The 25,493-nt window shown below is 72.0% G+C and carries 21 protein-coding genes and 1 pseudogene; 16 read left to right on the top strand and 6 right to left on the bottom strand.

Annotation, left to right across the window (positions count from 1 at the left end; all coding sequences use genetic code 11):
- The first annotated feature begins 168 nt into the window (after window positions 1-168).
- The gene (locus tag O7626_RS25695) at window positions 169-618 is read left to right on the top strand and encodes a GNAT family N-acetyltransferase (RefSeq protein ID WP_278063659.1); all 450 of its coding nucleotides are present in this window, start codon (window positions 169-171) and stop codon (window positions 616-618) included.
- Between the two features lie 121 nt (window positions 619-739).
- On the opposite strand, the gene trpS is transcribed toward O7626_RS25695, so the two are convergent.
- From trpS to O7626_RS25675, 4 genes are all read right to left on the bottom strand, one after another.
- On the bottom strand, window positions 740-1,777 hold the full coding sequence (trpS, locus tag O7626_RS25690) for a tryptophan--tRNA ligase (protein WP_278063658.1): 1,038 nt from the start codon (window positions 1,775-1,777) through the stop codon (window positions 740-742).
- 294 nt (window positions 1,778-2,071) lie between these two features.
- Window positions 2,072-4,789 carry a PQQ-dependent sugar dehydrogenase gene (locus O7626_RS25685; RefSeq protein WP_278063657.1) on the bottom strand — a complete coding sequence of 906 codons (2,718 nt, stop codon included), beginning with the start codon at window positions 4,787-4,789 and terminating at the stop codon, window positions 2,072-2,074.
- A gap of 283 nt (window positions 4,790-5,072) precedes the next feature.
- Entirely contained in the window at window positions 5,073-6,608 is a 1,536-nt protein-coding gene (locus tag O7626_RS25680) for an RtcB family protein (protein ID WP_278063656.1), read from the bottom strand.
- A 325-nt stretch (window positions 6,609-6,933) separates the two neighbouring features.
- Window positions 6,934-7,152 (bottom strand): DUF397 domain-containing protein, encoded by a 219-nt coding sequence (locus tag O7626_RS25675; protein ID WP_101371446.1) that lies wholly within the window; start codon window positions 7,150-7,152, stop codon window positions 6,934-6,936.
- A 71-nt stretch (window positions 7,153-7,223) separates the two neighbouring features.
- Between O7626_RS25675 and pepN the strand changes: the two genes are divergently transcribed.
- From pepN to O7626_RS25615, 12 genes and pseudogenes are all read left to right on the top strand, one after another.
- The gene (pepN, locus tag O7626_RS25670; protein WP_278063655.1) at window positions 7,224-9,782 is read left to right on the top strand and encodes an aminopeptidase N; all 2,559 of its coding nucleotides are present in this window, start codon (window positions 7,224-7,226) and stop codon (window positions 9,780-9,782) included.
- Between the two features lie 78 nt (window positions 9,783-9,860).
- Window positions 9,861-10,457: a nicotinate-nucleotide adenylyltransferase gene (gene nadD / locus O7626_RS25665; protein WP_278063654.1), complete on the top strand. Its 597-nt coding sequence runs from the start codon at window positions 9,861-9,863 to the stop codon at window positions 10,455-10,457.
- 99 nt (window positions 10,458-10,556) lie between these two features.
- Window positions 10,557-10,955, top strand: coding sequence for a ribosome silencing factor (gene rsfS, locus O7626_RS25660; protein ID WP_278063653.1), 399 nt, complete (start codon window positions 10,557-10,559; stop codon window positions 10,953-10,955).
- Entirely contained in the window at window positions 10,952-11,581 is a 630-nt protein-coding gene (locus O7626_RS25655) for a histidine phosphatase family protein (protein WP_278063652.1), read from the top strand. The genes rsfS and O7626_RS25655 overlap by 4 nt, the downstream gene beginning before the upstream one ends.
- Window positions 11,582-11,775: 194 nt before the next feature.
- Window positions 11,776-12,636, top strand: coding sequence for a DegV family protein (locus O7626_RS25650; RefSeq protein ID WP_278063651.1), 861 nt, complete (start codon window positions 11,776-11,778; stop codon window positions 12,634-12,636).
- 136 nt (window positions 12,637-12,772) lie between these two features.
- Window positions 12,773-13,918, top strand: coding sequence for a PucR family transcriptional regulator (locus tag O7626_RS25645; RefSeq protein WP_278063650.1), 1,146 nt, complete (start codon window positions 12,773-12,775; stop codon window positions 13,916-13,918).
- Between the two features lie 70 nt (window positions 13,919-13,988).
- Window positions 13,989-14,774, top strand: a complete 786-nt coding sequence (locus tag O7626_RS25640) for a hypothetical protein (protein ID WP_278063649.1) — start codon at window positions 13,989-13,991, stop codon at window positions 14,772-14,774.
- Between the two features lie 8 nt (window positions 14,775-14,782).
- The gene (locus tag O7626_RS25635; protein WP_278063648.1) at window positions 14,783-14,947 is read left to right on the top strand and encodes a hypothetical protein; all 165 of its coding nucleotides are present in this window, start codon (window positions 14,783-14,785) and stop codon (window positions 14,945-14,947) included.
- Between the two features lie 170 nt (window positions 14,948-15,117).
- Window positions 15,118-15,981 carry a helix-hairpin-helix domain-containing protein gene (locus O7626_RS25630; RefSeq protein WP_278063647.1) on the top strand — a complete coding sequence of 288 codons (864 nt, stop codon included), beginning with the start codon at window positions 15,118-15,120 and terminating at the stop codon, window positions 15,979-15,981.
- Between the two features lie 65 nt (window positions 15,982-16,046).
- Window positions 16,047-18,530: a ComEC/Rec2 family competence protein gene (locus O7626_RS25625; RefSeq protein WP_278063646.1), complete on the top strand. Its 2,484-nt coding sequence runs from the start codon at window positions 16,047-16,049 to the stop codon at window positions 18,528-18,530.
- Between the two features lie 235 nt (window positions 18,531-18,765).
- Window positions 18,766-19,740, top strand: a complete 975-nt coding sequence (gene holA / locus O7626_RS25620) for a DNA polymerase III subunit delta (protein WP_278063645.1) — start codon at window positions 18,766-18,768, stop codon at window positions 19,738-19,740.
- A pseudogene (locus O7626_RS25615) lies at window positions 19,737-20,054 on the top strand (hypothetical protein); the annotation flags it as partial. The gene holA and the pseudogene O7626_RS25615, both read left to right, overlap by 4 nt.
- 671 nt (window positions 20,055-20,725) lie before the next feature.
- On the opposite strand, the gene rpsT reads toward O7626_RS25615, so the two are convergent.
- Complete coding sequence (gene rpsT / locus O7626_RS25610; protein ID WP_278063644.1) at window positions 20,726-20,992, bottom strand: 30S ribosomal protein S20; 267 nt, start codon at window positions 20,990-20,992, stop codon at window positions 20,726-20,728.
- Between the two features lie 165 nt (window positions 20,993-21,157).
- A complete protein-coding gene (locus O7626_RS25605) occupies window positions 21,158-22,147 on the bottom strand; it encodes a phosphotransferase (RefSeq protein WP_278063643.1) in 990 nt (329 codons plus the stop codon).
- Window positions 22,148-22,470: 323 nt separating this feature from the next.
- On the opposite strand from O7626_RS25605, the gene lepA reads away from it, so the two are divergent.
- From lepA to O7626_RS25590, 3 genes are all read left to right on the top strand, one after another.
- Window positions 22,471-24,351 carry a translation elongation factor 4 gene (lepA, locus tag O7626_RS25600; protein ID WP_278063642.1) on the top strand — a complete coding sequence of 627 codons (1,881 nt, stop codon included), beginning with the start codon at window positions 22,471-22,473 and terminating at the stop codon, window positions 24,349-24,351.
- Window positions 24,348-25,013, top strand: coding sequence for an NUDIX domain-containing protein (locus O7626_RS25595; RefSeq protein ID WP_278063641.1), 666 nt, complete (start codon window positions 24,348-24,350; stop codon window positions 25,011-25,013). Before lepA ends, O7626_RS25595 begins: the two co-directional genes overlap by 4 nt.
- 105 nt (window positions 25,014-25,118) lie before the next feature.
- Window positions 25,119-25,406: a GlsB/YeaQ/YmgE family stress response membrane protein gene (locus O7626_RS25590; protein WP_278063640.1), complete on the top strand. Its 288-nt coding sequence runs from the start codon at window positions 25,119-25,121 to the stop codon at window positions 25,404-25,406.
- The last annotated feature ends 87 nt before the right edge of the window (window positions 25,407-25,493 follow it).

Genomic DNA, 25,493 nt, shown 5'->3' with positions numbered 1-25,493 from the left:
GGTGTCATCTGCCCGTGCGGAGGCGTCGTCTCCCCACGGAAAGGCGTCGTCTGCCCGCGACAGGTGTCGTCGATCCACGACAGGCGTGGATGATTGGTCCTCTACGCTCCGTGTCGGGGCCACCTGGCAGAAACCCTGCTGCAACGGCCGGTGGTTAGCGTCCGTGCTGTGCTGATCGAGTCGCGTGCGTCGTCGGATCCCGAGCTGGCCGCCCTGGTGGTGGCCCAGCAGCGTGAGCTTCGGGAGGCCGCCGGCGGTCCCGGCGGGCAGGTGTCCGTGCCGCACGACGACGCCCGCTACCTGGTGGGCGTGCTTGCCGGCCGGGCGGTCGTCTGTGGGGCCATCCGAGCATTGGACCGGGACACCGCGGAGATCAGCCGGATGTACGTGCGGCCGGCGTACCGGGGCCAGGGCCTCGCGCGGCAGATGCTCGGCGCGCTGGAGGAACTCGCCCTGCGCTCCGGGCACACCGTGCTGCGGCTGGAGACCGGCAGCCACCTGCCCAGCGCGATCCAGCTCTATCTCTCCTCCGGCTACGCCGAGATCCCGGTCTACGGCGACTACGCCGGCAACCCCTACAGCGTCTGCTTCGAGAAGCGCCTACCAGTCCCGGCCTGACCCCGCCCCGCCGCTCCGCAGGGGAAGATCGTGCTCTTTCCGTGAAAGAGTGGCCTCGGGACGGGCCGAGGCCACTCTTTCGGCGAAGTAGTGCGATCTTGCCCGAGCGGGGCGGCGCTCTTCAATGGCTGAGCAGGCCGATGGCGCGTTTGGCTCGGTGCACCGTGTCGGCGGCGTTGTCCCGGGCGCGTTCGGCGCCGTCGGCGAGTACCCGCCGGACGTAGCCCGGATCCCGGGCCAGTTCGGTGTAGCGGAGCCGGATCGGCCGGAGCATCGCCTCGACCGCCTCGGCGACCGCGTTCTTGAGCTGGGCGTACGAGCCGTAGTCGGCGGCCAGGACGTCCGGTGATCCGCCCAGGCAGGAGGCCAGGATCTCCAGCAGGTTCGCCACGCCGGGTCGGCGCATCGGGTCGTACCCGACGGTGCGCGCCGGATCGGTCACCGCGCGCAGCACCTTGCGGCGGATCACCTCGGGCGGATCGAGCAGGAAGATCGTCCCCGCCCCGCTGGCGTTGGTCTTGCCCATCTTCGCGGTCGGGTCGGCCAGGTCCATCACCCTGGCCGACACCGCCGGCAGGACGCCCCGGGGCACGATGAAGGTCTCGCCGTACCGGGCGTTGAACCGGGTCGCCACGGTCCGGGTGAGTTCGAGATGCTGGCTCTGGTCCTCGCCGACCGGCACCTCGTGCACGTCGTGCAGCAGGATGTCGGCGGCCATCAGCACCGGATAGCTGAGCAGGCTCAGCCGGACGCGGTCACGCTGTGCCGACTTCTCCCGGAACTGGATCATCCGGTGCGCCTCGCCGTAGCCGGTGGCACACTCCAGCAGGTAGTGCAGCTCGGTGTGCTGCGGCACCTGCGACTGCACGTAGAGCAGGGCCCGGTCCGGGTCGAGGCCGGCGGCGAGCAGTATGGTGGCCTGTTCCAGGGTGAACTCGCGGATCTGCGCCGGCTGGTGGCTGACGGTCAGCGCGTGCAGGTCGGCCAGGAAGACGATCGTCTCCGTCCGGTACTGGCCGGCGACCATCGGCCGGATCGCACCGACCAGGTTCCCCAGGTGCAGGTGGCCGGTCGGCTTGAGGCCGGTGATCCGGCGTACCACCGGGGTGCTCGGGGCGGACGCGGTGGGCGTCGGGAGTGGTGTGCCGCTCGGGGCCATGGCAGGTGCTCCTTACCGGTTCGGCCGCCGCCTCCGGGAGCACATGCGAAACGGCCGCCCGGAGGCGGCCGCTGGCTGTTGATCGGGTACGCGGATGCGTGGGCCGCCCGTCAGGGCAGCCACCAACCGTTTGAGGTCATCCGCACGTCCCTACGGTAGCAGTCCCGGCACCCCCACCGACCCGGCTGCGGGGGAGGGCGCCCTCCCCCGGCCCGGTGGCGGGGAAGGGCTCCCCCGGCCCGGTGGCGGGGAAGGGCGTCTCCGGTGACGCGGAGGGCCCTTCCCCGCTCGCCGTCAGCCGGCGACGCCGATGTTGAGTTCGGCCACCGAGGTCCACCGGTTGCCGCCGACCTCACCGAGGGCGCGGAGCCGGATGTACCGGCCGCTTGTCGGCGGGATCGTCACCGTCTGTTCGGCCGCGCTGTTCGGGAAGGTGCCGGTGGCGACCGGCGTGCCCCAACTGCTCCGGCTGTTCGAGACGTACACCTCGTAGCCGGTGATCCGGCCGCCGGTGTTGGAGCCCTGCCGGGGCAGGTAGTACAGCCGGTTGACCGTCCGGGCGCTGCCCAGGTCGAGGTCGATCCAGTGCGGGTGCGCCGGGTTGGAGAGCAGCCGCTGGGTGTGCCAGATCGACGAGCTGTCGCCGTCCCGTACGTTGTTGCCCCGGCCGTTGACCAGCAGTGTCTCCTGGCTGTCCACTCCGGCGACGCTCCACGCCGACTGCGGCAGCCGGACGCTGCCCGACTGCGGGTTGAAGGTCGCGGTGTAGCTGGCCGGGGTGGCCGGTGCGGTGACCACGTGGGTCTGCGCGCCACCGTCGGACCAGGAGCCGAAGACGTACGAGACGCCGCCCTGGCTCTGCGGGGTGACCGCGCTGATCGTGTTGCTCGACCCCTGGATGACGGTACGGGTGAACGGCGCAGCCTGTGCCGTACCGCCGAAGACCAGTTGCAGGCCGGCCGGGCTGGAGTTGAAGGTCAGGTCGACGGTCTTCGGGTCGAGCCGCACGCTCGTGCTGTGTGACAGCCCGCCGCTGTCCGTGGCGGTGAGCACCAGCTCCAGGTAGGACGGATACTCGTGGTCCGGCCCGAGCATGCTGCCGCTGCTGCCGGTGAAGTCCTGCAACGTGTGGGTGTGGCAGTTGTCCAGCGTGTAGCAGTGGTGCAGCAGCATCCGCCAGTGCAGCGCGCTGGCCGGCAGGGTGCCCTGGTCGGGGTCGGTCGCGTGTCCGGTGAAGCTGATCGGGTCGTTGACCGCCCAGGTGAAGCCGTCGCCCGGGGTGTCGATGACCGCGGTCGGCATGCTGTTGCCGGTCTGGATCGGCACCGTCTGGGTGCCGGAGGCGTTCAGCGTGTCGTAGACGGTGAGCCGGGCGGTGTAGGGGCCACCGGCCGGGTAGGTGTGCGTCGCCGTCGCCGTGGTGGCGTCCACCGTGCCGTCGTTGGTGAAGTCCCACTCGTAGCGCAGTCGGCCGGCGTCGGCCGGGTCCGCGTCGGTGGAGCCGGTGCCGTCGAAGTTCACCGTCAGCGGCGCGTTCCCCGAGGTGGGGGAGGCGGCGATCGACGCGACCGGCGGCTGGTTGCCGGGGAAGTAGCGGATCCGGCGTACCGAACCGGCGTGGTCGACGTAGTAGAGGTCGCCACCCGGCCCCGTCGCCAGGTCGACCGGGTTAGCCGCCGCGCTGCCGAAGGTACGCCGGTTGGCGGCCACCGGCACCCCGCCGGGCGCGTCCGGCAGCATCGCCCAGATGCAGTCCCGGGAGTAGTCGGAGAAGAAGAGCGCACCCGCGTACTCGGCCGGATAGCTGCCGCCGGCCGCCGGGTAGAAGGCGGCACCGGAGACCGAGGAACTGCCGGTCGGGCATGCCTCGTTGGCCACCACCCGGGCCGCGTGGTCGTACGCGTAGAACGGCGCCGTCTGCCCGGCACCTGAGTAGAGGCTCTCGCAGAGGTCGAGGTCGGCGCTGTCGTAGCCGCTCTGCCGGCCGGTCCCCTCGAAGCAGGGCCAGCCGAAGTTCGTCACCCCGGCGGTCGGGTCGACCACCCGGTTGACCTCCTCCCAGCGGTTCCAGCCGACGTCGCCGGCCCACACCTCGTTGGTGCCGGGCCGGATGGCGAACCGGAACGGGTTGCGCAGCCCCTGCGCGACGATCCGCCGGACGTTCGGGTCGGGGCTGGCCGCCGACGGGTTGCCCGGGGCGGCGGCGCCGGTCAGCGGGTCGAGCCGAAGTACCGTGCCGTCCAGGCTGGTCGGGTCGGCGGTGGTCCGGGAGTCCTGGGAGCGCAGCGCGCCGCCCTCGGCGGTCGGCGGGCTCATCGTGCCGCCGGGCGGGTCGGCGCAGGGGTTCGGCGGGGTGCCGAGCTGCCCGTAGTCGACCCGGTCGTAACTGGCGCCGTCCCCGGCGGTGGCGTAGAGCATGCCGTCGGCACCGAACCGCAGGTCACCGGTGGCGTGGCTGGCGTACTGCTGGCACCAGTCGTCGATGAAGACCTGCTCGGCGCCGGTCATCGTGTTGCCAGCGGCGGTCAGCCGGGAGAGCCGGCCGGTGATGATGCACTGCCCGCTGTTGGTGCCGCCGACCGAGGCGCAGTTGTCGTTCCAGTACGGCGCGGTCTGGCCCGGTGGTGCGTCGTAGGCGTAGAGCACGTAGACGTACGGCTGGGTCGGGAAGTTCGGGTGCAGGGCCAGCCCGAGCAGTCCCCGGTCGTGCTGGTTGTGCACGTTCGCGGAGAGGTCGGCGAAGACGGTCGCGGTGGTGTCGGCGAGGTCGTCGTACACCTTGATCCGGCCGCCCTTCTCGGCGACGAAGACCCGGCCGTCCGCGGCGAACTCGATGTTCGTCGGCTGGTTCAGGCCGGTGAAGACGACCTGTTCCTGGAAACCGGTCGGCAGCACCACCGCGGCGGCGGGTGCCGTACCGGAGATCGGCGCCGCCAGCGCGGCGACCAGGCCGACCGCGACTCCTGTCCTCAGTAGACGACTCAGCGAAGACGGTCGTGCGGATGATGGCATTCGTTCCCCCAACTTGGCGCAGCTCCAAGTAGTGCACGGTGCGACCCGCGCACCGGTCCGGGACCGGTGCACAAAGGATCTGTCACGCTAGGGGGCAGGGCGGGGGCCGGCAGCTCGACCCCGCCCGTACTGAACATCTCGTGACTACGGGCTAACCGTACGTCATCTCATGTTTGCGGATGATGCCGCCCGGATCATGACGCACCGGCTCGCCGGTTCACTGGAGAGTGCCCCAGCCGGTCGGGCGGATGATCCCGCCCGGCCGGCCAGCACCGGTCGCGGGTCAGCCCTTGACGGTCAGGATCGGCGCAAGCTCGACGACCGGCTCGGCCACCCCGGCTCGACCCAGGCTTCGCACCACCGGACCCACCTCCTTGTACGCCCAGGGCGCCTCCTGTTTGATGTCCCGACGCCAGGCGTCGATGATGTCCCGGCGTGCGTTGACCGCTGGATCGCGGTGGTCGACCGGGGTGACCACCCGGAACTCCCGCAGGAAGGCGTCCAGTTCGGCATCCCCGCCCCGGGCGGCCGCACCCCGGGCAATTCGCCGACCGGCGCCGTGGCAGGCACTGGTCAGCGCCCGGGTACTGCCCAGCCCTCGGAGTAGGTAACTGGGTGCGCCCATCGAGCCGGGCACGATCACCGGCTCGCCGTACAGGTCGACGGGGCGTTGGCCGCCGCCGTCCGCTCCGGCCGCCGGGGTGGCTCCCTTGCGGTGCACAACGGTGCCGTCCGGCTCTGGCCACAGTAGGTTGTGCGGTGCGTCGTAGACCAGCCGGGAGCGCAGTTCACCGACGACGTCGGCCAAGCCGGCCCGGAGCATCAGGGCCAAAAAGAACCGGTTGCCGAGGGCGAAGTTCGCCGCGTTGGCGAACGCGGTCAGATAACGCTGCCTGGCCGGGGCGGTGCGGTCGTCCAGGGGTATCGGCAGGATCCGGTTCCGAGGCAGCGGCACCGCGCGCGGCCAGGCGCCCCGGGCCTGGTCCCGCCCGGTGGCGTTCGCCTGGTGGCCCAGCGACAGCGAGCCACTGTGCACCATCAGCACCACTTGGCCGGGGAAGAGTCCCCAGGCGTAGGCGGCGGCCCCGTCGTGCACCGCCGAGACGTACTGCAGTTCGGCGAAGTGGTTGCCGCCGCCGACGCTGCCGATGATGCTGTCGTAGCTGGTCCCGCCACCGCTGGAGATCCAGTCCCGGAAGTCGTCCGCGGAGTCGACCGGAAAGCCGGTGGCGTGCAGCCGGCCGTCAAGGTCGGAGAGGTCGTCCGGGCCGACCTGCCGCCAGGCACCTTTCGGATCGGCCGGTACGCCGTCGGCGAGCAGGCCCGGCAGCCCGTGGCGGAGCAGCCCCTCACGCTGCCGACCGGTCAGCCCGATTCGGCGACCACCCTCGAAGAACAGGTGTCGCAGCCGACGTTCGAGCCGGTCGAGTCCGGGACGGAGCTGGTCGACGGTGACCGAGGTCGCCTCCACCCGCATCCCGCAGTTGATGTCGTTGCCGACCGCTTGTGGGATCAGCGCACCGACCGTGCGCAGTACGGTGCCGATCGGGATGCCGGCACCCTTGTGGAAGTCCGGGGTGCAGACAACCCGCTCCACCCGTGGCTCGACGTCGAGCCACGGCACGGCCCGGGCCAGCGCCCGCAGGGTGTCGGCGGTTTCCAGTACGGTGAGCAGCTCGTCGACCGCCACCGGTTCGATGGGTACGTCCGGTCCGGCGCAGATCTCGACCGGAACGTCGTGGGGATTGGGCAGGGTGAGCCAGGAATCGTCGATCCGGACCAGACGTGGATCGAGTCGGTGGGCAGTTGATTTCGGCACGGGTAGGACCTTTCGGGGCTGCTGAAGTTCGGACCACCAATCAGCCGCACGCGGTGCGCCGCGTGCGGGTGGAGCGGGAACGAATCCCGTTTCGGTTGTGGTGCTCGACGGTTCAGCAGCCGCGAGTCAAAAATCACCATAGGTCGAGGTATCGGGGCCCGCAACGGATATCCGGCTCCCCGGCAGACGCCGGTGGGTGGCGAACCGCGGCTCCGGCCGACGGCGACCGGCTCGAGCCGCTGGGGCTGCACCGGACGCCAGGGTGCGATCGCGGCACGGATCGCTGGTCAGGGCGGTTCGAACGCCGCCCTGACCAGCGCCGCGGTCAGTCGAGGTCGAACTCGCCGTCCTGGGCGCCGGCCACGAAGGCGTCCCACTCCGCCTGGGTGAAGACCAGCACCGGACCGTCCGGCTCGGCGGAGTTGCGCATGCCGATCAGGTCGTCGACGAACGCGATCTCGACCGCGCCCTCGGAGTCGTCGCCCTCGGCCCGCTGCCACACGGCACGCGAGAGGTCGAAGTCGCCCTTGGGGTGCTGCGCCATCGTCGGTTCCTCCATCGGTGGAATCTGCCTGGGACCGAGCCGCCTGCGGGCTCATCGTGCAGGATAAGCGGATGCCGAGCCTGACCCGGGTAGCGGCGGCGGAACGCGCCGCCCTGCTCACCGTCGAGTCGTACGACATCGAACTTGATCTCACCGGCGCGGCGGAGCGGTTCCGGTCGGTCACCACCGTGCGGTTCCGCGCGGCCACCCCGGGGGCCGCCACCTTCGTCGAGGTCCGGCCGGCCCGACTGCTCGGCGTACGGTGCAACGGCATCGACCTCGACCCGGCCGCGCTGGCCGACAACCAGTACCCGCTGACCGGGCTGGCCGCCGAGAACACCCTGGTGGTCGAGGCGGAGATGGCGTACTCGAACAGCGGGGAGGGGCTGCACCGGTTCGTCGACCCGGCCGACGGCGAGACCTACCTCTACGCGATGTCGGGGATGGACAACGCCCAGCGGATCTTCGCCTGCTTCGACCAGCCCGACCTGAAGGCGCCGGTCAGCCTGACCGTCGTCGCCCCGGAGGACTGGACGGTGGCCGGCAACGGGCGACTGGCCGCCGGCCCGATCCGGGGATCGACGTCCGAACCGGCCTCCGGCCCGACCTCCGGCCGGTGGGTCTTCGCCCCGACCCCGCCGCTGGCCACCTATTTCGTGACCCTGGTCGCCGGGCCGTACGCGGTGCTCCGGGCCGAGCACGACGGCATCCCGCTCGGCCTCTACTGCCGGCGTTCGCTCGCCGACGTCCTCGACCGGGACGCCGACGAGATCCTCACGGTCACCAGGCAGTGCCTGGACCGGCTGCACGAGCTCTTCGGGGTGCGCTACCCGTTCGACAAGTACGACCAGGCGTTCGTGCCGGAGTTCAACATGGGCGCGATGGAGAACCCCGGCCTGGTCACCTTCCGGGACGAGTTCCTGCACCGGTCGGCGGTGACCGACAGCCAGCGGGAACACCGGGCGAACGTCATCGCGCACGAGATGGCGCACATGTGGTTCGGCGACCTGGTCACCCTGCGCTGGTGGGACGACCTGTGGCTGAACGAGTCGTTCGCCGAGTACTTCGGCAGCCGGGTCACCGCCGAGGCGACCCGGTTCGACCGGGCGTGGACCACCTTCGCGTTACGCCGCAAAGCCTGGGGGTACGCCGCCGACCAGCGCCCCTCCACCCATCCGGTCGCCCCGGCCGAGGTGGTCGACGCCGCCGAGGCGCTGGCGAACCTCGACGGCATCTCGTACGCCAAGGGTGCCGCCGTGCTCCGCCAGCTCGTCGCCTGGGTCGGCGACGACGCGTTCCTGGCCGGGCTGCGCGGCTATTTCGCCGCACACCGGTTCGGCAACGCCACCCTCACCGACCTGCTGTCGGCGCTCGCCGCCAGCAGTGGTCGGGACCTGACCGGCTGGGCGGAGGTGTGGCTGCGCCAGCCGCGGACCAACACCCTGCGCACCGAGGTGCGGCGCGACGACGCCGGACGGTACGCCGAGGTGGCCCTGGTGCAGAGTGCGCCCCCGGAGCATCCGGTGCTCCGCCCGCACCGGATCGGGGTCGGACTCTACGATCCGGACCCGGCCGGCGCGGGGACCACGCTGCGGTTGCGGCAGCGGATCGAGGTGGACGTCGACCCGGCGGCCGACGGGGGTCGTACCGTGCTGGACGGGTTGACCGGGCTGCCGGCGGCCCGGCTGCTGCTGCCCAACGACGGCGACCTGACCTTCGCCAAGGTCCGCTTCGACCCGGGCTCGGTCGCCGCCGTACCGGCGATCCTGCCCGAGCTGGCCGACCCGCTGACCCGGGCGCTGGTCTGGGCCGAAGCGCTGGACGCGGTGACCGACGGGGAGCGGCCGGTGGCCGACCTGGTGGCGTTGGTGGTGGCCGCCCTGCCGGCCGAGACCGAGGTGGTCGTGGTGCAGGACGTGCTGAACCGGACCCGCGACCTGGTCGACCGCTATCTGGACCCGCAGGTGCGCGCCGCTGCCCTGGAACAGCTCACCGGGGCCTGTTCCCGGCTGCTCGCGGTGGCGCCGGCCGGCGGTTCGGGGCAGCTCGCCGCGGCGCGCGGGTGGATCGGTTCGACCGTGGACGCCGCCGGGCTGGTCGGCTGGCTGGCCGGCAAGGAGGTGCCGGACGGGCTGGCCGTCGACGCCGAGCTGCGTTGGGCGGTACTGCACCGGCTGGCGGTGCTCGGCGAGGCGGGGGAGCCGGAGATCGCCGCCGAGCAGGAGACGGACCGCAGCGCCAGCGGGGCGGAGTGGGCGGCGACCTGCCGGGCGGCGCTGCCGGACCCGGCCGGCAAGGAGCGCGCCTGGGCACTGCTGGTCGGCGGGACGGGCCTGTCGAACCGGCTGCTGGAGGCGACCGCGCGCGGGTTCTGGCAGCCGGAGCAGGCGGAACTGACCGACTCCTATGTGCGGCGGTACTTCGCCGAGATGCCGGCGGCGGCGCTGCGGCGTACCCCCTGGGTGGCCGACCGGGTCGCCGGGCTGGCCTATCCGCGGTACGCCGTCTCGGCGCGGACCCGGGAGCTGGCGGCGGCGCTGCTGGACCGGGCGGAGCTGCCGGCCGGCCTGCGCCGGGTGGTCGTCGACGCCGACGACGACCTGCGCCGGGCACTCGCCACGCGACGCTGACCGGCGGGGCGGGCGGGGAAGTGCGATCTGGCTCATGCTCGCGGATCGGGGTGGCGGTTCCGGGCCTACCATCAGGTGGTGGAGGCAGACATCCGGCGGATCGGGATCATGGGGGGCACCTTCGACCCGATCCACCACGGGCACCTCGTGGCCGCCAGCGAGGTGGCCGACCGGTTCGAGCTGGACGAGGTGGTCTTCGTGCCCACCGGCCAGCCCTGGCAGAAGGCCGACGAGCCGGTGAGCGCCGCCGAGGACCGCTACCTGATGACGGTGATCGCGACGGCCTCGAACCCGCGCTTCCAGGTCAGCCGGGCCGACATCGACCGCGGCGGCCCGACCTACACGGTCGACACGCTGCGCGACCTGCACTCGGAGTACGGCCCCAAGGTGCAGCTCTTCTTCATCACCGGTGCCGACGCGCTGGAGAAGATCCTCTCCTGGAAGGATCTCGACCAGATGTTCGAGTTGGCCCATTTCATCGGGGTCACCCGGCCCGGGTTCGTGCTCTCCGACGCACACCTGCCGGCCGACACGGTCAGCCTGGTCGAGGTGCCCGCGATGGCCATCTCCTCGACCGACTGCCGCGCCCGGGTGGCCGCCGGTGGGCCGCTCTGGTATCTCGTCCCGGACGGTGTGGTGCAGTACATCGCCAAACGGCGGCTCTACCGCGGGTGATTTCGACCCGCTTCCGCCTCGTCGTTCGTTAACCGCCAGGCCGTACCGCCGCACGGTGTGAGAGGCTAGGAGAGTCCGACGGTTGATCGAAGGAGAACGGTGACAGCTTCCGACCGCGCCCGTGACCTGGCGACGGCTGCCGCGCAGGCCGCTGCCGACAAGAAGGCGCAGGACATCGTCATCATCGACGTGGCGGACCAGCTGGTGATCACCGACGCGTTCCTGCTCGCCTCCGCGCCGAACGAACGGCAGGTGACCGCGATCGTGGACGCGATCGAGGAGGCACTTGTCGGTCTGCCCGAGAAGGCCAAGCCGGTCCGCCGCGAGGGCGAGCGGGCGGGCCGCTGGGTGCTGCTCGACTACGTCGACCTGGTGGTGCACGTCCAGCACACCGAGGAGCGCGAGTTCTACGCGCTGGACCGGCTGTGGAAGGACTGCCCGACGATCCCGTTCGTCGACCGTGACCTGGTGGAGGCCGAGGCGGGCATCGCCGAATGACCCGGCTGATCGTCTGGCGGCACGGCAACACCGACTGGAACGCCGCCAACCGGGTGCAGGGGCAGACCGACGTACCGCTCAACGACCTCGGCCGGGAGCAGGCCGCGGCGGCCGCCCCGCTGCTCGCCGCGCTGCGCCCGGGCGCGATCGTCGCCAGCGACCTGCGCCGGGCCGCCGACACCGCCGCGGCGCTGGCGGCGCTGACCGGCCTGCCGATCCGCACCGACACCCGGCTGCGGGAGCGGTTCTACGGGCTGTGGCAGGGCCTGCTGATGACCGAGGTGGCGCAGCGGTTCCCCGCCGAGTACGCCCGCTGGCGGACCGGCGACCCCGATCCCGGCAGCGAGGTGGAGAGCCTCGACGACCTCGGCAAGCGGGTCGGCACGGCGTTGCAGGACGCCGCCGACGCCGTACCGGGCGGCACGATCGTGGTCGCGACGCACGGCGGCGGCGCCCGGCAGGGTTGCGGCTACCTGATCGGCTGGGACTCCACCGTGTTGCGCTCGGTCGGCCCGCTGAACAACTGCCACTGGACCGAGCTGCGGCACGACGAGGTACGCGGCTGGCAGTTGCGGGGGCACAACGTCGGCCTGGTAGCCCAGGGCCCGGCACCGGCGCCCGTCTGAAGTCACCCCGCCCTCAGGCCCCGACGTGCCCGTGCGGTCGTCATCCGTGCGAGTCGTCATCCGTGCGAGTCGTCATCCGTGCGGTCGTCGTGCGGGGTGAGAGGCTGTCCGATCCGGTTCGGCCGTCCGTGCGGTGGAACGCCCGGGAAGGCCGTCCGGTCGTCGCGGCGCCGGTGATCGGCTAACGTGCCGGAATGCCTGTCGCGGTCGTCACCGACTCCACCGCCTACCTGCCGGCCGAGCTGGCCGGCCGGTACCCGCTCACCGTGGTGCCGTTGATCGTCGTGCTGGACGGGGTGCAGGGGCGGGAGGGCATCGACGTCGGTCCGGCGGACGCGGCCCAGGCGCTGGGCGCGCGACGGTTCACGATGAGCACGTCCCGGCCGGCCCCGGAGGAGTTCGTCGGGACGTACCGCCGGCTGCTCGCCGAGGGGGCCGACGGGGTCGTCTCGGTACACCTGTCGGCGGAACTCTCCGGGACGGTGGAGGCGGCCCGGCTGGCCGCCGCCGAGCTGGGTCCCCGGGTCAGCGTGGTCGACGCCCGGTCGACCGGGATGGGTCTGGGCTTCCCGGCGCTCGCCGCCGCCGAGGCCGCCGCGCGGAATGCGGGACTGACCGAGGTACGCCGGGCGGCGCTGGACGCGATCACCCGGACCAGCACCTTCTTCTACGTGGACACCCTGGAGTTCCTCCGGCGCGGTGGCCGGATCAACGCCGCCGAGGCACTGCTCGGCACCGCCCTGTCGGTGAAGCCGATCCTGCACGTGGCGGACGGCGGCATCGCACTGCGGGACCGGGTCCGCACCGCCGGGCGGGGACTGGCCCGGCTGGGCGACCTCGCGGTGCAGGCGGCCGGAACGGGCGAGGTCGAGGTGGCACTGCACCATCTCGCCGTACCCGACCGGGTGGCCGGGCTGGCGGAGCAGCTGCGCGATCGTCTCGGTGACCGGCTACGGGCCAGCTACGTCAGCGAGGCCGGTGCGGTGATCGCCGCGCACGCCGGTCCGGGCCTGGTCTGCGTCGTGGTGCACCGCTCGGAGTCGCCCGCACACTGACGGGCGCGGGCGGCGCGGCACTCACGAAGATCGATTACACCTGCACCGGGTACGAGGATGTTACGGTACGACGACGTAGCGAACCATCCGCAACCGTCACTGCTCGCGGCGCCTGGGACGGGGAGGAAGCGCATCGATGAGTGCCCTGTTCAACGCTCTGCGCGAGCGGGTCGAGGTCAACGCGCGGCTCGCGGTCGAGACGTACACCAACGAGGTCAGCGAGTACCAGGCGATGGCGCCCGAGGTCGACGACCGCATCGGGATGTACGACTTCGCGGTCCTCATCCGGCGCCGGTCGCTCGATCTCGCCGCGGCCGAGCTGCCGCTGGACCAGAAGGACCTGGCGGGCATCGCCGCCGTCGGCCGCCAGCGGGCCGAGGCGGGCCTGTCCGTCCCGTCGCAGCAGCAGGTACTCGGCCTGCACACCGCGATGATGGTGCGCGAGGTGCACGACCTGGCCCGCCCCGAGGACGTCACCGACCTGTTGCGACTGGTCGGCTGGCTCGGTGCCCAGGGCGTCCGGGCCCGGAGCGCCTACCTGCGCGGCTACACCCGTGGGGTGGGCACCGCCCAGGTGCTGTCGACGCGGCTGGAGATCCTGGCCCGTGCCCTGCTCGCCGACGAGCCGGTGGAGCCGTTCGTCGCCGACCTGCGCATCGCCGGGCAGTACCGGATCTCGATCGTGGGGATCCCGTCTCCGGCGACGCCGGAGACGCGGTCCGAGGTGGTGGCCGCGTTCGCCGCGGACCGGTTCCCGGTGACCTGGCTGGCCCCCGACGAACTCGCCGTACTCACGCCCGGCAACGTCCCGCAGGCGAAGACGCTGCACCGGGTACGCCATGCGGCGGCGCTGATCGGGCAGCCCTGTGCTGTGGGGTCGGCACAGGGGGCGGTGGGCCGGCTGGCCGAGACGCTGTCCTGGGCCCGCGAGGCGAGCCGGGTGGCGCCGCCGCAGGATCGTCCGGAGCGGCTGCCGGAACTCGCGGACCTGTTCGTGGAGATGGCGGTGGCGCACACGCCGGCTATCGACGGCTGGCTGCGCGGCTACGCGAAGGCACTGGTCGGCGGCCCGGATCTGGTGGCGACGCTGGGCGCCTACTACGCCAACGACATGAACCGCACCAGCGCCGCCGCCGCGCTGCACATCCACCCGCGAACGCTGGACTACCGGCTGCGCCGCGTCCGTGAGATCACCGGTGTCGATCCCGGCTCGACCGTCGGAGTCCGGCTGCTGAGCGCGACGGTGGCGCGGACCCTCGCCGTGCCGCACTACGCGGACTGACAAACGGCAACACGGAGTTGCGCACCGGTCACGAAGACGCGCACCGCCCGGTGCCGAGAAACTCTCCGGCATGTGCAGCAGACTTCTACGGAGCATCGCGGCGTCGGCCGTCGCGCTGACGATGCTGCTGACCGGGGCGGCACAGCCAGCCCGAGCCAACGTCGACGGCATCAGCGGCCCCATCGTGGACCTGTCCCTGATCGCCTGGAACGTCTACCGGTCGGGCGGCGCGACACCGGAGCAGATCGTCGAGTTCGTCCGGCTGGTGAGCGGTGCGCTCACCGGCCTGCAGAACGAGGTCGTCGGGCATGCCGACGGGCTCGAGGCGGCCGAGGTGCTGGGCCAGGCCACCTCCGTACACATCGACATGCTCGACTACCACAACTTCCGGGACAACGAGATCCTCCTGGAGTCCTTCGCCATGGAGGTCGGCCGGTACGCCCAGAACGCCAACAACAAGTACCAGGCGGTGGACCCGGACTCGAAGCGGGCCAAGGACCAGATCGGTCTCGGCGCGCAGGTGCTCTATCCGATCACGCTGGCCGCGCGTACCGATGCGGGCTGGACCGGCGGGCTCAGCACCATCGAGGCCACGTACCGGGAGCTCAACCGGAAGATCGTGGCCGACCTCGAGCCGAGGTGTACCCGGTGGAGTGACCCCGAGCCCATCCCGGGCCGGATCTACGTCCGGCACGAGTGCGTGGCGGCCAACGGGGAGACGGCCGTCGGCGTCGACCACAAGGTCGGCGACAAATGGCACAGCGGGCCGGTCAACCTGGACAACCTGAAGCTCGAAGCCGCCCGGAACTCCAGTTGGGCGGCGGCCAAGCGCATCCTCGCCGGACAGGGACAGTAGGAGAGCCGATGAGAATACGACTGCGCAGCTGCGTGATCGCCGCCGGCCTGGTCTTCGCGGTCACCCTGGTACCGGCCAGCGCACCGGCGCAGGGTGAGGACTCGGCCACCCGCAACACCAGCCGTCCGGCAGCCCTGTCCGGCCTGCCGCTACTCCGCTCGCTGGGAGTCTGACCGGTTCGTTCCGGCCGCGCGGTGTCGACCGACACCGCGCGGCCGGACGAACCGGGATCTCCCCTAGCACACTTTCGCTTGATCAGGGCGATGTCCACAGTGCCGTCGGTTGTCCACAACTGCCGGGGTACGGCCGATGCGTGGTGCTGGTCGTTGCCTACGTTCGCGGGGTGTCCGACGACGACGAAATCCTGGTGCGGCAAAGGCTCTCCCGGCTGCTCGGCTGGCGTGCCACTCCGGCGGAGCAGGCGTCCGCCGTCTCCGGCCATGCCGGCACCGGGTCGGGCCGGTCGCCGGAAACGCCGGTGGGTTCGGGCCCGGAAGTGTTGGCGCATCCGGGTCCGGAGACTGCGGCGCATCGGGGCCCGGAAACTGCGGCGCATCCGGGGGCGCTGACCGGTCCGGGCGCCTTCGACCCGGGACGCCGTGGGGTCAAGGCTCTCGCCGTGCTGGCGGTGGTCGTGGTGCTCGGAGCGGCCGGCTGGGCCTGGATGTCCCGCCCCCGGACCGAGCCGGTCGGGTCCCTGTCGGCCCCGGCAACGGTGCTCGCGCCGACCCCGCCGTCCTCGGGGTCGGTGGTCGGCGGCGCCGACGAGGTGGTGGTCGCGGTGGCCGGCAAGGTACGCCGGCCCGGCCTGGTGCGGCTACCGGCCGGTGCGCGGGTGGCCGACGCGCTCGAATCGGCCGGAGGCGCGCTTCCCGGCGTCGACGTGGCGCTGCTCAACCTCGCCCGCAAGGTCACCGACGGTGAACTGATCCTGGTGGGAGTGACACCACCACCGGGGGCCGCGCCGGCCGGTGCCGGGGCGCCCGCAGGTGCACCGGGTGTCCAGCCGGGCGCCGGAAAGGTCAACCTCAACACCGCCACCGCCGCTCAACTCGACGCCCTGCCCGGGGTCGGGCCGGTGCTCGCCCAGCGCATCGTGGCGCACCGGGAGGAGCACGGCGGCTTCCGTTCGGTGGGCGATCTGCGCCAGGTCACCGGCATCGGTGACGCCCGTTACGAGGACCTGAAGGACCTGGTGACGGTGTGACGGCGGGGCTGGTGGGCGGTGCTGGGCCGGTGGGCGGTGGTGGCCCGTCCGGCGGTGGTGGGCCGGTGACAGCCGGAGGAGGTGCGGCTGGGGATGGAGATCGACGGCGGCCGGACCTGCGGCTGGCCGGACTGGCGGTGGGAGCCTGGCTGTCGGCGTTGGCCGGGTTGCTGCTCGGCACAGGCCCGACTGTGCTCGTCGCGGTCCTGGCTGGCGTAGCCGCGCTGGTCACGTCGGGCTGGCTGACCGTGTCGAGCCGGCCGGACGGATCGAGCCCTCGGATCGGCTCGGATCGGGTGGCCGTGCCGGGTCGGGTGGCCGTGTCGGCTCGGTTGGCCGGGGGGACGCGCGTCGTATTCGATCGGCACGGCTGGGTGGTGGTGACCGTACTGCTCGGTGTGGTCTGCGGCAGCGTGGCCACCGCCGCCCGGCTCGCGGTCCGGGACGCCGAGCCGGTGAGCCAGTTGGCCGAGGCGCGGGCCAGGGTCAGCGCCGAACTGGTGATCCGGGAGGACCCGCGGCCGATCGGTGGTGCCGCCGGCCTGCCGACCACCTATCTGCTGCCGGCCCGGCTGGTCTGGGTGGCCGAGGAGGAGAGGCCCAGGGTCAGGGTGCCGGCCCGGATACTCGTGCTGGCTACCGAACCCGGCTGGCGTCGACTGCTTCCCGGGCAGCGGGTGACGGCGAGCGGACGGCTGGCGGCGCCGCGCGGTGGGGACCTCACCGCCGCCGTGCTCACCGTCGACATCGCACCCGAGCTGCGCGGCACCCCGTCCTGGGCACAGCGGGTGGCCGGCTCGCTGCGGGCCGGGCTGCAACGTGCCTGCGCACCGCTGCCCGCCGAGCCGGGCGGACTGCTGCCGGGACTGGTGGTCGGCGACACCAGCCGGCTGGAGACGACGGTCGAGGAGGACTTCCTGGCCACCGGCATGACCCACCTGACAGCGGTCTCCGGATCCAATGTGGCGATCGTGGTGGGGATGGTCCTGCTGCTGGCCCGCTGGGCCCGGGCCGGCCCCTGGCTCGCCGCCGTCCTCTGCGGGATCGCGCTGGTCGGCTTCGTCGTCCTGGCCCGGCCGTCGCCGAGCGTGGTCCGGGCCGGCACCATGGGGGCGATCGGCCTGCTGGGGCTCGCCCTCGGACGCCCCCGGGCGGCCCTGCCGGCGCTGGCCGGCGCGGTCACCGTACTGGTGGTCGTGGACCCCGACCTGGCGGGTGACCCGGGGTTCGCGCTCTCCGTACTGGCTACCGGGGGTCTTCTGCTGCTGGCCCCTCGTTGGCGGGACGGACTGCGGCGCCGGGGCGTACCACCCGGTGCGGCGGAGGCGCTGGCCGTCCCGGCAGCGGCACAACTGGCCTGTGCGCCGGTGGTGGCCGGGCTCTCCGGCACGATCAGTCTGGTGGCGATACCGGCCAACCTCCTGGCGGTGCCGGCGGTGGCGCCCGCCACGATGCTCGGGGTCACGGCCGCGGTGCTGTCCCCACTCTGGCCGGACGGTGCGCAGGGCGTCGCCTGGCTGGGCGGATGGCCGGCGTGGTGGCTCGTCCTGGTGGCGCGGTACGGCGCACGCCTGCCAGCCGGGACGGTGCCCTGGCTGGACGGGGTCGTCGGTGGTCTGCTGCTCGGCGCACTGACCGTCGCACTGCTGATCGCCGTCCGCCGCCCACCGGTGCGCCGGATCGTCGCGGTGGTGACGACCGCGGTGGTGGTCGGCGCGCTGCCGGTGCGGGTGGTCGCCAGCGGATGGCCTCCGGTCGGCTGGGTGGTCGTCGCCTGTGCGGTGGGTCAGGGCGACAGCCTGGTGCTGCCGTTGGGCGCCGGCCGGGCGGTGGTGGTGGACGCGGGCGCGGACCCCACAGCCGTGGACCGCTGCCTGCGCCGCCTCGGCGTACGGACCGTGGCCCTGTTGCTGGTGAGCCACTTTCACGCCGACCACGTGGACGGGGTGGACGGCGTCTTCCGGGGACGGCGGGTGGAGGCGGTGATCGCCCCGCGGTGGCTGGAGCCGGTCGAGGGGCGCGGAACGGTGGAACGCGCGGGAAGGATGCGGGGCGTACCGGTCGGAGTGGCCGGTCCCGGCTGGACCTACACGGCCGGCCCGGTGACGCTGACCCTGCTCGGCCCGCCCTACCCGATTCGGGGCACCCGTTCGGACCCGAACAACAACTCGCTGGTCCTGCGCGCCGAGGTGGGCGGCGTCAGCATCCTGCTCACCGGGGACGCCGAGACCGAGGAACAGCAGGCGCTGCTGGAGCTGCTGCCGGTGGCCCGGCTCCGGGCGGATGTCCTGAAAGTCGCTCACCACGGCTCGGCCTACCAAGAGCCGGCTTTCCTCGACGCCGTACGTCCGGCGGTGGCGCTGGTGCCCGTCGGCGTCGACAACGGATACGGGCACCCGAACGCGGGAGTGCTGGCCCGGCTGTCCCGGTCCGGCGCCCGGGTACTGCGGACCGACCAGCACGGGGATCTGGCGGTGCTCGGGAGCGGCGGGGAAGGGCTGGCGGTGGCCGTCCGGGGCCTCGATCCCGGTGACCCGGCCACCCGATGATTCCGCTCCGAGTTCCCCGCCCGGTTCGCTGACTGTCCTACCGGGTAGACCGGCCTACCGTGTCGTAGCGGGGTGTCAGCTGGTTCCGGCGGTAGGCTTCGAGCCGGTCACCACAAATCCTGGCAAGAATGCCGGGGTTAAGATAAATGTCTGGATTTGCGCTAACTGCGGGGTCAGCCGCAGCGAGCCAGGTGACCAGGCCCGATGGACGCACACCGCGTGCGACGATGACCTCGTGACCCCCGCTAGCCTCGCTCCCGTCGTACTCGTGCTCGGTGACGAAGAACTGCTCGCCACCAGAGCGGTCGCCGGAGTGGTCGACGCGGCCAGAGCCGCCGACTCGGACGTCGACGTACACGACCATGAGGCGGGCGGATTGGGGCCGGGAGAGATCGCCGAACTGCTCGGACCGTCCCTGTTCGGGGGCCGCCGGGTACTCGTCGTCCGAGCTGGACAGGATGCCAGGAAGGACCTGGTGGCGGCGCTGCTGGCGTACGCCAAGAATCCCGACCCCGAGGTGCAGTTGGTGGTCGTCCATGCCGGCGGAGCCAAGGGCAAGGCGTTCGCCGACGGCCTGCGGTCGGCAGGCGCGGAGGTCGTCCCGGCGGCGAAGCTGAAAGGTCACCGGGACCGCGTCGCCTTCGTCCGGGACGAGATCCGCCGCGGCGGCGGTCGGTGCACCGACGACGCGGCCGAGGCGCTCATCGCGGCGGTCGGCAACGACCTGCGCGAACTCGCCTCCGCCTGTTCCCAGTTGCTGGCCGACACCGACGGGCGGATCGGCGTCGACACGGTTTCCCGGTACTACCGGGGGCGGGCCGAGGTCAGCGGCTTCACCGTCGCCGACGCCGCGATGGCCGGTGACGTGCCGGGTGCCCTGGAGGCGCTGCGCTGGGCGCTGCACGTCGGAGTGGACCCGGTGCCGATCGCCGACGCGATCGCCGACGGGGTGCGCACGGTGGCCCGGGTCAGTTCGGCGGGCCGGGGCAGCGCCTACCAGTTGGCGAGCAGCCTCGGCATGCCGCCGTGGAAGATCGAGAAGGCGCAGCGGGTCGGTCGGGGCTGGACTCCGGAGGGACTGGCCGACGCCATGTACGCGGCGGCCGAGTGCAACGCCGCGGTCAAGGGCGGTTCCGACGACCGGGGATACGCCCTGGAGCGGGCCGTGGTCGCGGTCGCGGCAGCCCGCAGGGTAGGCGCATCGCGATGACCACGGCGACGGCGGCGGACGAGGAGCGGCTGAGGCCGCTCTACGCCCGCGTGCTGCGACTGCGGCACGTCGATCCGGGTGGGATGCTCTGCTTCGTCTTCTTCGAGGGCACCGTGGCCCTCGGACTGCTGCTCGCCCTCGCCGAACTGGTCCGGTGGTGGGAAGTACTCGTGTTGCCCGCGACCGTCGCGGCCATGGTCAAGACCAACGACGTGGTGGCCGCCGCGGTGATCCGTTCGGCGGTCCGGGTGCCCAGCCAGGAACGGGAACGGTTCCGCCGCCAGATCCAGCCGGCGGTCGGGCGGGCCAGCGTGCCGAAGCGGTCGCTTGTCGAGTCCGGGCAGACCCACCGGCTGACCGAGCCCGGCTCCGGCCCCGCCGAGGCGGTCGGCGTCCCGACCCGCCGTGCCCGCCCAGGTAACCGGCTGCCGACCCGGTTCCTCGGTGCCCGACAGTTCGGCATGACCGCGGCGATGCGGGCCCGGCTGGACTTCGGTGCCCGGCGTCGACGGCACAGTGATCCGGCGGCGACCGAGCGGACCGCGGCCGGAGCGGCCGATGGTGCCGGATCCGGCGGGGAAGCCGGTGCCACTGGCCACGGCGAGGCGCGACCGCAGCACGGTCCGCCACAGACCAGCGGCCTACCGCAGGCCACCGGCGTGCCCCAAGCCACCAACCTGCCGCAGACGGGTGTTCCGCAGACCCGGCAGGCCGTGCCGGCGCCGTCCGCCGCCGGGACCGCCCGGGGTCCCAACAGCGGGCTGGCCGAACACCTGGAGCTGCGACCGGCCCGGCGCTGGCTCTCCCGCCCGGACCCGATCAACACCAGCCGGCAGTCGGCCAGACGCCGCTACCGTTGACCGACGCGGCCGCGAGAGCGGCCAGGGAATGACCGACCCAGCGGCGAGAGCGGCCAGGGAACACGTGTGGCCCCGAACCGGTCAGGCTCGGGGCCACACGTCAGGTGTGTGGGTGTTCCGTTTGGTCAGGCGGAGAGCGACTCGAGCCGCTTGGCGATCGCCGACTTGCGGTTCGCCGCCTGGTTCTGGTGGATCACGCCCTTGCTGACCGCCTTGTCGAGCTTGCGCGACGCGTCCCGCATCAGCTCGGTCGCCTTAGCGGCGTCTCCACTCTCGGTCGCCTCGTGGAACTTGCGGATGGCGGTCTTCAGCGACGACTTGACCGACTTGTTACGCAGCCGGCGCTTCTCGTTCTGCCGGTTGCGCTTGATCTGGGACTTGATGTTCGCCACGCGACAGCCTCGTCCTGGTAGCTAGGGTTACGTTTGCCTTTGCTGCGCGGACGGTGACACACGTCAGAGTGCGCCGTGTCGGCACGCGCGAAGAGCCACGTTACCAGGTACGCCCCGCCCGAGCCAAAACAGCTCAGTCTGGCGCCCCGCCGGGACCGGGACAGCTCAGGTTGGTGTCCAGTGCTGCCGCTCGGCCAGCCAGCCGAGCGCGGTCTCGCCGCTCCACCGCTGGTGCGCCTGGGCGTGCGGCGCACCGCTGTCCGGGCCGGCCGCAGCGCGGATCAGCCAGTAGCCGGAGAGTGCGGCCAGTGCGGCGTCCAGCCCGTCCGGCGGGGCGTCCCGCGCCGCCAGATGGGTGGCGAACAGGGCGTCGGCGTCCAGCCCGCTGGCGTAGGCGGTGATCAGCAGGCTGGCCAGGTCGAACCAGGGCGGTCCGAAACTCAGCCACGTCCAGTCGCAGAGCCAGGCGAGACCGGCGGGGTCCACCAGGACGTTGTCCACCCGCAGGTCGCCGTGGATCATCGACGGCAGGTCGGCGTACCCGGGTAGCCGGGACTCCAGCGCCGCCAGGTCGGCCAGCCGGTGCCGGGCGACCGCCGGCACCTCCGGCAGGGTCTCCCGACCGGCGGCCAGCTCCGCCCACCAGGCCAGGTCCGCGCGGGCCAGGTCGGCGAGCCGGGGTACGCCCAGCGCCACAAGCTCACCCGGCGGCTGTCGCAGCGCTGCCGCCACCGTCGCGTACGTGTCGAGGGTCGCCGCCAGTTCGGCCGGCCGCCAGGGCAGCCCCGGCATCCGGCCGTCGATGGCGTCCAGACAGATCACGTGGTACCCGGCGGCGGTGAGCGTCCAGCGGGGACGGGCGACGGCCAGCCCGGCCGGCAGTACGGCGGTGATCGCCGCCTCCCGGGCGTACCAGTCGCTCAGGTGCCGCTGGTCGACCAGGGACGCGGCCTTGACGAAGACCCGGTCGCCGGCCACCGTCTGGAGCACCCCGGCGAACCCCTGGGTGAACCCGCCACCGGCGGTGCTGGCCCAGTTGACCCGGGCACCCAGCCGGGCGCTGATCGCCGCCCGCAACTCGGCGGGAAGATCGGCCCAGCCCGGCCGTACGGCGGTCGCGTCGTACGGTCGGGGTGGTACCGAGATGGTGGCCATCTCCCAAGTCTGCCCCGGTCCGATCGGGTTGCCGGGATTTCGTCGCCACCGGGCACTCGCGTCGCGCCAGGCCCTGACCGCGGTGTACACGTCCCGGTCTGCGGTGTGCGCGTCCCGGTCTGCGGTGTGCGCGTTCCGGTCTGCGGTGTGCGCGTCCCGATCTCCGGGCAGGGGTGGTCAGGGGTGCGGTGGGGGTCTTCAGGGGTGTGGCGGGCGTAGGTGACGGAAGTCGCGGCGGTGATCCGGCGGCCTCGGCCGGGCACTGTCGGGCGGCATGGGAACATAGAAAGCCCATCGTCGTCAGCCAAGCAGAACGGACCGCCGTGCCACCGACGCCCGACTCCGGCGCGAACTCTCCTGGTGCCACCGAACCCGGTCGCATCCGGAACTTCTGCATCATCGCCCACATCGATCATGGCAAGTCGACGCTGGCCGACCGGATGTTGCAGCTCACCGGCGTGGTCGATCCCCGGCAGATGCGCGCGCAGTATCTCGACCGGATGGACATCGAGCGGGAACGCGGCATCACGATCAAGAGTCAGGCGGTCCGCATGCCGTGGACCGTGCGGGAGGGTGACCAGCAGGGCGAAGAGGCCGTGCTGAACATGATCGACACGCCTGGGCACGTGGACTTCACCTACGAGGTGTCCCGGTCGCTGGCCGCCTGCGAGGGCGCGATCCTGCTGGTCGACGCCGCTCAGGGCATCGAGGCGCAGACCCTGGCCAACCTCTACCTGGCGCTCGAGAACGACCTGCACATCATCCCCGTACTCAACAAGATCGACCTGCCGGCCGCCCAGCCGGACAAGTACGCCGAGGAGCTGGCGCACCTGATCGGCGGGGACCCGAGCGACTGCATCCGGGTCTCCGGCAAGACCGGCGAGGGGGTGCCGTACCTGCTCGACGAGATCGTCCGGCAGTTCACCCCGCCGGTCGGCGAGGCGGGCAACCCGGCTCGGGCCATGATCTTCGACTCCGTCTACGACGTCTACCGGGGCGTGGTGACGTACGTCCGGGTGATCGACGGCCGGATCGAGGCGCGCGACAAGATCAAGATGATGTCCACCGGGGCAGTGCACGAGCTGCTGGAACTCGGTGTGATCTCTCCCGAGATGCAGAAGGCCGGCGCGCTCGGGGTCGGCGAGGTGGGTTACCTGATCACCGGCGTGAAGGACGTCCGGCAGTCCCGGGTCGGCGACACGGTCACCATCAACGCCCGGCCGGCGAGCGAGCCACTCGGCGGCTACAAGGACCCGAAGCCGATGGTCTACTCGGGTCTCTACCCGATCGACGGGTCGGACTACCCGGCGCTGCGAGACGCGCTCGACAAGCTGAAACTCAACGACGCGGCGCTCAACTACGAGCCGGAGACCTCGGCCGCGCTCGGCTTCGGCTTCCGCTGCGGCTTCCTCGGCCTGCTGCACCTGGAGATCATCGGCGAGCGGCTGGAACGCGAGTTCAACCTCGATCTCATCTCGACCGCGCCGAACGTGGTCTACCGGGTCGCGATGGAGGACGGCAACGAGGTCACCGTCACCAACCCGAGCGAGTACCCGACCGGCAAGATCGCCGAGGTGTACGAGCCGGTGGTCCGGGCGACGGTGCTGACCCCGAACGACTACGTCGGTGCCGTGATGGAGCTCTGCCAGGGGCGGCGCGGCTCGTTGCAGGGGATGGACTATCTCTCCGCCGACCGGGTCGAGCTGCGTTACACGCTGCCGCTCGCGGAGATCATCTTCGACTTCTTCGACCAGCTCAAGAGCCGTACCAAGGGCTACGCCTCGCTCGACTACGAGCCCACCGACGAGCAGCGCTCCGACCTGGTCAAGGTCGACATCCTGCTCAACGGCGAGCCGGTCGACGCGTTCAGCGCGATCGTGCACAAGGACAAGGCGTACAACTACGGCGTCAACATCGCGGCGAAGCTGCAGAAGCTGATCCCCCGGCAGCAGTTCGAGGTGCCGATCCAGGCGGCGATCGGCAACCGGGTGATCGCCCGGGAGACGATCCGGGCGATCCGCAAGGACGTGCTGGCCAAGTGCTACGGCGGTGACATCAGCCGGAAGCGCAAGCTGCTGGAGAAGCAGAAGGAGGGGAAGAAGCGGATGAAGATGGTCGGCCGGGTCGAGGTGCCGCAGGAGGCCTTCATCGCCGCCCTCTCCACCGCTGACTCCGGCGACGGCAAGGGTGGCGGCAAGAAGTGATTCCCCGGGGGTACGGCCCCGGCGCCTCCTTCTGCCCCCGGTGCGCGACCGCCCTGCCCGGCCCCGCCCCGACCACCTGCACCCGGTGCCGCTACCAGCTTTTCGTCAACGCCCGCCCGACGGTCGGCCTGGTCATCCTGGACCGCGAGGTCGCACCCGGCCGCCTCGCCGGCCCGGACCCTGAGGTCGGACCGGCCAGCCCTGCTACGCCGGCCAGCCCTGTCGGCTCGGCCAGCCCCGCCGGCCCGGAGCAGCCACCCGGCGTGGACCGGGCCCGGGAACGCGGCCTGGCGGGGGTGCGCTTCCTGGCGCTGCGCCGGGCGGCGGAGCCGATGGCGGGCCGGTGGGAGACCCCGGGTGGATTCTGTGACGGCTGGGAGCACCCGGCGGAGGCGGCGGTGCGGGAGGCCCGGGAGGAACTCGGGGTCTCGGTCACCCTCGGCGAACTTCTCGGCATGTACGTCGGCAGCTACGAGTTCCAGGACGAGACGCTGCCGGTACTCGACACGTTCTTCCTGGCCACCCTGGACGACCCGCGGATCGTGCTCAATCCGGCCGAGTCCGCCGAGCTGGGTTGGCTCCCGCTGGTGAACCCGCCCCCACTGGCTTTCGCCACCATGGATGCGGCGGTTCGGGACGCGGTAGGACGTCTGGGCGACTAGGCACGCGGCACGACGTCTGGGCGACTGGGTCGGTTTGAGATTTTGCGCCTTCGGGAACCTAGCAGTCACCACAACAACGTGTGACACATCCGAAGGAGGACGGCCGTGGAACTCACCGTCTGGGGTATCATCACCGCGCTCGTCGTCGGTCTCATCATCGGCGCCCTCGGCCGTCTGGTCGTACCAGGCCGCCAGGACATGCCGATCTGGCTGACGATGCTGATCGGTGTCGGTGCGGCGCTGCTCGGCACGGTCGTCGCCCGGGCCGCCGGCATCGCGACGCAGACCGCCGGCATCGACTGGATGGAGCTGCTGGTCCAGGTCGCCCTGGCCGCCATCGCGGTGGCGCTGGTCGCCGGAGTCGGCCGCCGTCGCCGAGTCAGCCGGTACTGAGCACCCCGCTCCCGGTCCAGCAAGGGGCGTCGGCCGAACGGGCCGGCGCCCCTGCGGCGTTCCCGGGCCGCCGTGGTGTTTCCGGCT

This window comes from Micromonospora sp. WMMD1102, assembly GCF_029626265.1.
Taxonomy (GTDB): Bacteria; Actinomycetota; Actinomycetes; order Mycobacteriales; family Micromonosporaceae; genus Plantactinospora.
This window is presented reverse-complemented; position numbering and strand designations above follow the sequence as displayed.

What these genes read in the sequence shown, in the direction of transcription:
- trpS (WP_278063658.1), bottom strand. Translation starts at nt 1,777, where the DNA reads ATGGCCCCGAGCGGCACACCACTCCCGACGCCCACCGCGTCCGCCCCG.
- O7626_RS25685 (WP_278063657.1), bottom strand. Translation starts at nt 4,789, where the DNA reads ATGCCATCATCCGCACGACCGTCTTCGCTGAGTCGTCTACTGAGGACA.
- O7626_RS25675 (WP_101371446.1), bottom strand. Translation starts at nt 7,152, where the DNA reads ATGGCGCAGCACCCCAAGGGCGACTTCGACCTCTCGCGTGCCGTGTGG.
- pepN (WP_278063655.1), top strand. Translation starts at nt 7,224, where the DNA reads ATGCCGAGCCTGACCCGGGTAGCGGCGGCGGAACGCGCCGCCCTGCTC.
- O7626_RS25655 (WP_278063652.1), top strand. Translation starts at nt 10,952, where the DNA reads ATGACCCGGCTGATCGTCTGGCGGCACGGCAACACCGACTGGAACGCC.
- O7626_RS25650 (WP_278063651.1), top strand. Translation starts at nt 11,776, where the DNA reads ATGCCTGTCGCGGTCGTCACCGACTCCACCGCCTACCTGCCGGCCGAG.
- O7626_RS25645 (WP_278063650.1), top strand. Translation starts at nt 12,773, where the DNA reads ATGAGTGCCCTGTTCAACGCTCTGCGCGAGCGGGTCGAGGTCAACGCG.
- O7626_RS25640 (WP_278063649.1), top strand. Translation starts at nt 13,989, where the DNA reads ATGTGCAGCAGACTTCTACGGAGCATCGCGGCGTCGGCCGTCGCGCTG.
- O7626_RS25635 (WP_278063648.1), top strand. Translation starts at nt 14,783, where the DNA reads ATGAGAATACGACTGCGCAGCTGCGTGATCGCCGCCGGCCTGGTCTTC.
- O7626_RS25605 (WP_278063643.1), bottom strand. Translation starts at nt 22,147, where the DNA reads ATGGCCACCATCTCGGTACCACCCCGACCGTACGACGCGACCGCCGTA.